General features: G+C 59.3%; 8 protein-coding genes and 1 pseudogene. 8 read left to right on the top strand and 1 reads right to left on the bottom strand.

Features of this window, described 5'->3' with window-relative positions; translation table 11 throughout:
* The first annotated feature begins 175 nt into the window (after nt 1–175).
* From ACR0EN_RS13465 to rpe, 8 genes are all read left to right on the top strand, one after another.
* Nucleotides 176–1,390 carry a hypothetical protein gene (locus ACR0EN_RS13465; protein ID WP_170424455.1) on the top strand — a complete coding sequence of 405 codons (1,215 nt, stop codon included), beginning with the start codon at nt 176–178 and terminating at the stop codon, nt 1,388–1,390.
* Nucleotides 1,387–2,634 (top strand): glycosyltransferase, encoded by a 1,248-nt coding sequence (locus tag ACR0EN_RS13470; protein ID WP_170818130.1) that lies wholly within the window; start codon nt 1,387–1,389, stop codon nt 2,632–2,634. Before ACR0EN_RS13465 ends, ACR0EN_RS13470 begins: the two co-directional genes overlap by 4 nt.
* On the top strand, nt 2,634–3,710 hold the full coding sequence (locus tag ACR0EN_RS13475) for a glycosyltransferase (protein WP_170818131.1): 1,077 nt from the start codon (nt 2,634–2,636) through the stop codon (nt 3,708–3,710). The genes ACR0EN_RS13470 and ACR0EN_RS13475 overlap by 1 nt, the downstream gene beginning before the upstream one ends.
* Nucleotides 3,707–4,285, top strand: coding sequence for a histidine phosphatase family protein (locus tag ACR0EN_RS13480; RefSeq protein WP_480587181.1), 579 nt, complete (start codon nt 3,707–3,709; stop codon nt 4,283–4,285). The genes ACR0EN_RS13475 and ACR0EN_RS13480 overlap by 4 nt, the downstream gene beginning before the upstream one ends.
* 2 nt (nt 4,286–4,287) lie before the next feature.
* Nucleotides 4,288–5,430 (top strand): glycosyltransferase family protein, encoded by a 1,143-nt coding sequence (locus ACR0EN_RS13485; RefSeq protein WP_480587184.1) that lies wholly within the window; start codon nt 4,288–4,290, stop codon nt 5,428–5,430.
* Nucleotides 5,427–6,179 carry a polysaccharide deacetylase family protein gene (locus ACR0EN_RS13490; RefSeq protein ID WP_480587187.1) on the top strand — a complete coding sequence of 251 codons (753 nt, stop codon included), beginning with the start codon at nt 5,427–5,429 and terminating at the stop codon, nt 6,177–6,179. The genes ACR0EN_RS13485 and ACR0EN_RS13490 overlap by 4 nt, the downstream gene beginning before the upstream one ends.
* Before the next feature lie 19 nt (nt 6,180–6,198).
* Nucleotides 6,199–6,675, top strand: a complete 477-nt coding sequence (locus ACR0EN_RS13495) for a class I SAM-dependent methyltransferase (RefSeq protein ID WP_480587191.1) — start codon at nt 6,199–6,201, stop codon at nt 6,673–6,675.
* 125 nt (nt 6,676–6,800) lie between these two features.
* A complete protein-coding gene (rpe, locus tag ACR0EN_RS13500) occupies nt 6,801–7,490 on the top strand; it encodes a ribulose-phosphate 3-epimerase (RefSeq protein WP_480587195.1) in 690 nt (229 codons plus the stop codon).
* A 21-nt stretch (nt 7,491–7,511) separates the two neighbouring features.
* Here the strand turns inward: rpe and ACR0EN_RS13505 are convergent.
* A pseudogene (locus ACR0EN_RS13505) lies at nt 7,512–7,584 on the bottom strand (ribulose-phosphate 3-epimerase); the annotation flags it as partial.

The raw sequence follows: 7,584 nt of genomic DNA on the forward strand, positions 1-7,584 counted from the left end.
GCCTGCATATCGCAAGGTGCGCCTGTTGTCGGCGGTGGCATTATGCTGTTGCCAATTCGCAATGTTTGGCGCATTTGGACGGCGGAATCTGTGCCTTTGGCAAGAAGGTCTGGCAGAATTACGATAATCAGGTGCAGACGCGCGGAGTTGCACTGGAACCGAAACAGGCGAAGGCATGAGCCTAGGGATCAAAAACGAAAATCACGGCCGCGCACCGCGCATCCTGCTATATAGTCACGACACGTTCGGCCTGGGTCACCTGCGCCGGTCACGCGCGCTGGCTGCGGCCATAACACAAGCCGATCAACGCGCTTCGGCCCTCATATTGACCGGTTCACCCATTGCCGGACGGTTTACTTTTCCGCGTCGGGTTGACCATGTCCGTCTACCCGGGGTCACCAAACGCGCCGACGGCTCGTATGCTTCGCAGACCATCGGCATGGGCATCGATGATGTGACCGAGTTGCGCGCAAGCCTGATCCAGACATCTGTCGAACAGTTCGACCCCGATGTGCTGATCGTCGACAAAGAGCCTACCGGTTTTCGCGGTGAGCTGCTGCCGACGCTTGAGTATCTTGAAAACTCCTGCTCAACCAAATTGGTTCTGGGCCTGCGCGACGTTCTGGATGAGCCCGAAGTACTGGCCGCCGAATGGGAGCGTAAGGACGCGATCTCGGCGACTGAACGATTCTATGATGAGATCTGGGTATATGGGTTGCGATCGGTCTACGATCCTACACAAGGCCTTCCCCTCAGCCCGGCGACGCAACAGCGCATTCATTGGACAGGGTATCTACGTCGCGATCTTGGGCCGGTTGGTGAGCCACCAGAACAACCGTATATCCTGATCACCCCTGGTGGTGGCGGCGATGGCAAGGCGATGGTCAATTTGGTGCTGTCCGCATATGAAAAAGACCCGGATCTGTCACCCCGCGCTGTGCTGGTCTATGGGCCCTTCCTGTCAGGCGAACTACGCGAAGATTTTGAAACCCGTGTCGCCGCCCTAAATGGCCGTGTGACCGCCGTTGGCTTTGAATCGCAGATCGAAACGCTGTTCGCGGGCGCTGCCGGTGTGGTCTGCATGGGCGGGTACAATACCTTCTGCGAGGTTTTGTCCTTCGACAAACGCGCCGTCATTGTTCCGCGCACGACGCCGCGGCTGGAGCAATGGATTCGTGCCTCGCGCGCTGAGGATCTGGGTCTGGTACGCATGCTGGATGAAAACCGTGACGGTCTGACAGCGGATGCAATGATCCGCGCGATCCGCGCCTTGCCCCATCAGCCGCTGCCTTCGCAGGCCATTCGCGCAGGGCTGTTGGACGGGCTAAGCTACGTCACCCATCGCATAAACGCGCTGCTAGGCGCGGAACAAGAGCGCGCCACCGGATGACGCGCGAACCCCCCAAGCTGGCGGTGCTGGTCAAAGGCTGGCCGCGCCTGTCCGAGACGTTCATCGCGCAAGAATTGGTGGCCTTGCAGGAGGCAGGGCACAGCTTCGATATCTGGTCGTTGCGCCATCCGACCGATACCAAGCGCCATCCTCTGCACGATCGCTTCAAGGGGCAGGTGCATTACCTGCCGGAATACCTTTATGAAGAGCCTGAGCGGCTGGCGACTGCGCGAGACATTGCAGCTCGTCTGCCCGGATACGCGCAAGCTTACCAGGTCTGGCGGCAAGACCTGCGCCGAGACCCGACTCACAACCGAATTCGCCGGTTTGGTCAGGCCTGCGTATTGGCCGCTGAGCTGCCCGATCAAACGCGGGCGCTGTATGCGCATTTCATGCACACTCCGTCTTCGGTCGCCCGCTATGCGTCTATCATGCGCAGCCTGCCCTGGAGTTTTTCGGCGCATGCCAAAGATATCTGGACCTCACCAGACTGGGAAAAGCGGGAAAAGCTGCAACTGGCCTCTCACGGCGCCATCTTCGGGGCAACCTGTACTGCCCTTGGTGCCGCACATCTGCGCGAACTGGCTGATGATCCTGCGCGGGTAGAACTGATCTATCATGGGCTGGACCTGTCGCGGTTTCCTGCACCTCCCCAGCAGTGTTCGCGTGCAGTGGATGCACCCTTTCACATGCTGTCGGTCGGGCGTCTTGTCGAAAAGAAGGGCTTTGACCGGCTTCTCCAAGCTTTCGCGCTGCTCCCCAGATCGCTGAATTGGCATTGGACCCATATCGGCGGCGGAAATCTGGGCGACGAGTTGAGCGCACAAGCCGATGCCGCAGGGATTTCCGATCGGATCACGTGGATGGGGGCTTGCGATCAACCGGAAGTCATTGCCGAGATGCGCCGCTCTGATCTGTTTGTCCTGCCCAGCAGAATTGCTGCCGACGGCGACCGCGATGGTTTACCCAATGTTTTGATGGAAGCCGCGTCCCAGCGCCTCCCGATCCTGTCAACGCCGGTGTCAGCCATCCCGGAGTTCATTGAATCCGGTGTTCACGGTCAGCTGTCAGAAGATGACCCGACCTCTCTGGCCTCGGCTATTGTGGATCTCGCCCAGAACCCGGCGAGAACGGCCGAGATGGCTAAGGCCGCGTATAACCGGTTGATCGCCGACTTCCGGATGGACCCGGGCATACGTCGCTTGTCCGAGCGGCTCAGCGCCTTGTGCGCGGACGAGCCCTGATGGCGCGGGTGGCTTTCTATGCACCGATGAAGTCCCCCGACAGTCCCAAGCCCTCGGGTGATCGCGAAATGGCCCGCAACCTGATGCAGGCCCTCGGCGCTCAGGGAGACATTGTTGAGCTGGCCTCGCAATTGCGGATTTACGACAAGGCAGGCGACCGGGCACTTCAGGACGAATTACGTCGCAAAGCAACGACCGAGGCTGCACGACTGGCTGAGGAACTGCCCTCTGACACGAACCTGTGGGTGACTTATCACAACTACTACAAGGCCCCCGATCTGCTCGGCCCGGCCGTGAGCCGCGCAAGAGACATCCCGTATGTGCAGCTGGAAAGTACCCGCGCCACCAGCCGGCTTGCAGGCCCATGGGCTGATTTTGCGCAAGCGGCGCATGATGCGTGCGACAGCGCGCAGGTGATTTTCTACCACACAGCCAACGACCTGATCACGTTAGAACGGGAAAGGTTCGGTACGCAGGCGTTGGTGGAACTGCCTCCGTTTCTTCCCATCACGGAATTGCCCCCTGTTTCGACCCGTGATGGGCCGATGCTGACCGTGGGCATGATGCGGCCGGGGGACAAGCTGGCCTCGTACGCCATTCTGGCCGACACGCTGGAACATCTGACAGGGGATTGGGCGTTGGACGTGGTAGGCGATGGCCCGGCCCGATTGGAAGTCGAGGCGCTGATGGCGCGGTTCGGACCTCGTGTCCGGTTTCTGGGTCAGCTGGATCGGGACACGTTGCAGGTCCAGTACCGCCAGGCGTCCTTGTTCGTTTGGCCCGGGGTCAACGAAGCCTATGGAATGGTCTATCTTGAGGCCCAGGCCTGCGGCGTTCCCGTCGCAGCACAAGATCGCCCCGGTGTTCGTGATGTGCTGATACCTTCCGATCATCCCGATACCGTATCGGGTGCCAAAGGGTTGGCCGCGCGTATACAGAGGTTTCTGGACCATCCCGACCTGAGCCAGTCTGAGGGCAATCGTGCCCACGCATATGTCGCGCAACGCCATCTGATGCCATCCGCCACCGAACGGTTCTGGACCACTGTGCGCCCATTGTTGGAGAAAAACCGATGACCCGCCTCGCCCTTCTGCGACATGGACACACGGATTGGAATCGCGCGGGTCGCATTCAGGGGCGCAGCGACATTCCGCTGGATGCCGACGCGCGGGCTGAACTTGCGGGGTATTGCCTGCCATCGCCGTGGAACGCAGCATCAATCTGGTCCAGCCCGCTAAGCCGCGCGTCTGAAACAGCGCAGTTGGTATCGGGTAGAGCGCCCAAAACATCTCAGGCGCTGATCGAGATGAATTGGGGCGAATGGGAGGGAGAGCGCGGTGCCGAACTGATCGAAATCCCCGACAGCGGCTATCGCCACATCGAAGACTGGGGCTGGGATTATCGGCCACCGGGCGGTGAAAGCCCGGCTGAATTATGGGCAAGGCTTAATCCATGGTTGACCGAGTTGCAGGGAGACAGTCTTGCAGTCTGCCACATCGGAATCATGAGAGTAATATTGGCCAAGGCCTGGGGCTGGAATTTTGCCGGCCCCGCACCGTTTAAGATCAAGCGCAACAGACTGTTTATCGTAAACCTGGACGAAATGCGGCCTGAACCCGAACCGGTTCGATTAATTGCGCGTGAGGTTTGACCATGAAGGTGATGATCGTTGTTACCCATCTGTTGGGGACCGGACACCTTAGCCGGGCCGTTACATTGGGGCGCGCATTCGCCGAACAGGACCACGAGGTGTTTGTGGTCTCGGGTGGCATGCCTGCGCCTCAGCTTGACACACGTGGGTTATCATTACTGAATTTACCGCCGCTGCGGTCTGATGGCACAGATTTCACTCGCTTGCTTGATCAGCATGGCGCTGCGGCCGACTTGGTCTACTTCGCTGCGCGCACAAACGCCCTGACGCAGGCGGTAAGCAGCTTCGGGCCGCAGGTTCTGATCACCGAGCTTTATCCGTTCGGGCGGCGCTCGTTGGCCGCGGAGTTCAAATCTGCATTGAAAGCCGCACGAGACCTACCTCGGCCACCCGTCATCCTTGGTTCGATCCGTGACATTCTTGCGCCGCCATCGAAGCCCGCAAAGGTAAGCCAAACGGATGAGGTTATCGCAGAGTTTTACGACGGCGTTCTGGTCCATTCCGACCCCAAGATCACCAAGCTGGAGGTCAGTTGGCCTGTCTCGGCTCAACTGGCATCGCGCCTTCATTACACCGGTTTCGTCGCCCCAAGTGCTGCGCCAAGCCATCCAGATGGCATAGGCCAAGGCGAGATATTGGTCAGCGCGGGTGGCGGGTCGGTCGGCCAGCCGATCTTTCGAGCGGCCATCGAGGCCGCCCAAAAGATGCCCAACAGGCGCTGGCGATTGTTGGTGGGCGGGCAGGATGCAAAAGCGCGAATTTCCGAGCTTTCGCAAATGACCCAGAGTACCTCGGTTCTTCTTGAATCCGTCCGCCCTGATTTTCGCCAAATGCTACCGCTTGCCGCCGCTTCGGTCAGCATGTGCGGTTACAACACGGCCATGGACCTGCTGCAAAGCGGTACCCCGGCGGTTCTGATACCGTTCGATGATGGAAAAGAGGTTGAACAGACTTTGCGCGCGAGATCTCTGTCTCAGTTGAACGGGATCAAGGTGCTTAACAGTTCTGACCTGAACGCGGACTCACTGGCGAATGCGCTTGAGCATGTCATTTCGGGTGCTGAACGCCTCCCTATGACCAACGGGTTTGATGGTGCACGCCGGTCGGTGGAAATTGCAGTGAGCTTGTACGAGGCCAGCCGATGAGGCCTGATTGGCGCCCCTTGCAGTCAGAGTTGCGGCGCTGGCAGGATGCAGGATTGACCCTGCCCTTGTGGTGGCGTGATGACGATGCAGTTGCAGTGACACCACAGATAGAAAAGCTATCGGCCATGTCAGACGAGCTCGGCCTGCCAGTCCATCTGGCGGTAATCCCGCGTGAGGCGCAGACGGTACTTGCAGAGTATGTGTCAGATCAGTCTGTTTTGATCCCGGTTGTGCATGGCTGGGCGCATCAGAACCACGCGCCTGCAGACGAGAAGAAAGCCGAATTTCGCCTGCACCGGCCCCTTGAAGCGGTAGTTGCAGATGCCGAGGCTGGATTGTCCCGGCTGCGAGGTTTGTTCGGTGACAACTTGCGTCCGATGTTTGTGCCCCCGTGGAATCGGATCGACTCCAAAGTCGCCATGCAGCTTCACGGGCTGGGCTATCGGATACTGTCGACGGCGACCCCCCGAAAGATACCGCTCGCGGCGCCCGGCCTCGCGCAGATAGACACACATCTCGATCCAATCGACTGGCGCGGGAAGCGCGGTTTAATCGACCCTGACAGACTGATCGCACAGACAGTTGAGCTGCTGCATGACCGACGCACCGGTCGCGCAGACAATGCCGAAGCATTTGGGGTGTTGACGCATCATCTGGTCCATGATCAGGACATCTGGACGTTTACACAGGATCTGTTGCACAGGCTGCTTGATGGACCGGGCACACCCTGGACCGCACCACGTAACTGAACTCGCAAGGAGAGCCCGAATGAGCCGACTGGATTCCATGCTGCGCCGCCTGACGGCGCAACGCGACGGGCTAAACTGGGCCGCCGCACAGATCGGCACCATGGAAGGGGACGTTCTGGACCTGGGGCTAGGTAACGGACGTACCTATGATCATCTGCGTGAAATCCTGCCCTCTCGGCGTATATGGGTGATGGATCGCGTCTTGCAGTGTCATCCCGACAGCACGCCACCGGCACAGGATTTCCTGCAGGGTGAGGCCGAGCCGATGTTGCGTAAACTAGCGGACGCAGGCCAAACAATCGCGCTGGCGCACTACGATTTCGGCCGCGGGATCAAGTCCGAAGATGTTGCGGAAGCGGCACACCTCAGCCCTTTGATCAAACAGGTCATGCGACCCGGCGGGTTGTTGATTTCAGGGCAACCGTTGACGGGTTTTGCTCAGATTGAAGGCCCCGAGACCATCGCGCCCGATCGATATCTTTTCTATCGCGCCTGAGCAGGCTTTGAACTGGCGGGATTGTATATTGAATCTATCGATCAGATTCACCGCAGTCAGGCCTATGCATTGACGCGAGTCGAGGGTATACGCCACCGCAACAGCACACCCACATGAGGCCAGTCATGAGCTTTGACCGTTCCATCAAGATCGCTCCCTCGATCCTGTCAGCCGATTTCGCAAATTTCGGACAGGAGATTCAGGCCATCGAAGCTCAAGGGGCGGATTGGGTTCATGTGGACGTGATGGACGGCCACTTTGTCCCAAACCTCACTTTTGGTCCCCCAGCGGTCAAAGCGTTTCGCCCACATGTTAAGACCGTCATGGATGTGCATTTGATGATCACTCCGGTCGACCCTTATATTCAAGCCTATGCCGATGCGGGCGCTGATGTGCTGACCGCGCATGTCGAAGCGGGGCCGCATTCGCACCGCACGCTGCAGGCGATACGCGCTGCGGGAATGAAAGCAGGGATCGCGTTGAATCCCGGGACGCCCGCCGAGGCCGTCGAGCACCTGTTGGACCTGACTGATCTGGTGTGCGTCATGACCGTCAACCCCGGCTTCGGGGGGCAAAAATTCATCGACATGACCGCAAAAGTGCAACGTTTGCGCGAGATGATCGGCGACCGACCGGTGCATATCGAAATCGACGGCGGTGTTGATCCCAAAACAGCGCCTCTGGTGGCCGCTGCAGGCGCTGACGTGTTGGTCGCCGGATCAGCAGTTTTTAAAGGCGGGTCAGTTTCAAACCCGTCGGTCTATGGCGACAATATTCGCGCCGTGCGGGCTGCTGCCGAAGGTGCACTGGGTTAACAACAAACCCTCCCGCCAGTCGTCGATTTCGATATGCACCGGTCGGTCGCCGATCATCTCGCGCAAACGTTGCACTTTTGCGGTCATGTCGATG

The organism is Ruegeria sp. AB7 (assembly GCF_056542625.1).